A 615-nucleotide genomic window follows, 5' to 3' on the forward strand; every position below is an offset into this window, starting at 1 on the left:
CGTCATGCTTGTTCCTCCTCAAACTTCAAATGATCTGGCATTTCTGAACTCTCAATATGATTCAATTCTTCTTCTAGCCATTTGCGCACGTTGAACTCATTACAAATTGTCTCGTTATGTGGAAATACATTTAAGCTACTAAAAAGCAAATGGTCGTTGTGTTCATTTTGGATAAAATACACTTGTTTGACTTCTCTCGATAGCACGTCACCATGTACGACAGTCGCGTTCATGCCTCGTATCATGAGATTGAATAATAAGAACGGAATAGCTCGATCTGATAATTCTTCGCACTGATACAAATGTTTCGATGGGAGATATACAAATGGGCCTTCTCTTAAACAGTCGCTCCACCACTTTCTAATGATCATACCTCCAGTTCCTGATGCGATGTCCAGTGTATTTGGTGATTCTCCAACCAACTTAGAAATAACATCACTTAATTCATTCGGTGTGAAGTCTTGCATGTGCTTCTTACGATCTGCGTGCTCATCTTGAAAGTAGATGTGAAACCAGTCATAGCTGACGTCCTTTTCAAGCTCCAAAAAGTCCAGAAACAACTTTTCCCGTTTTTCTTTATCAAATAGAATTTTTTTGAGTTTATCGGATGCTTGG

Annotated in this window: 1 protein-coding gene; it reads right to left on the reverse strand. The window is 38.9% G+C overall.

Annotation, left to right across the window (positions count from 1 at the left end):
* Positions 1 to 2: 2 nt before the first annotated feature.
* Positions 3 to 615, reverse strand: a 613-nt coding sequence (locus PROCOU_RS16070) for an N-6 DNA methylase (RefSeq protein ID WP_036074488.1), incomplete at its 5' end; no start/stop codon positions are given.

The organism is Listeria rocourtiae FSL F6-920 (genome assembly GCF_000525975.1).
In the GTDB taxonomy this organism is placed as follows: domain Bacteria; phylum Bacillota; class Bacilli; order Lactobacillales; family Listeriaceae; genus Listeria_A; species Listeria_A rocourtiae.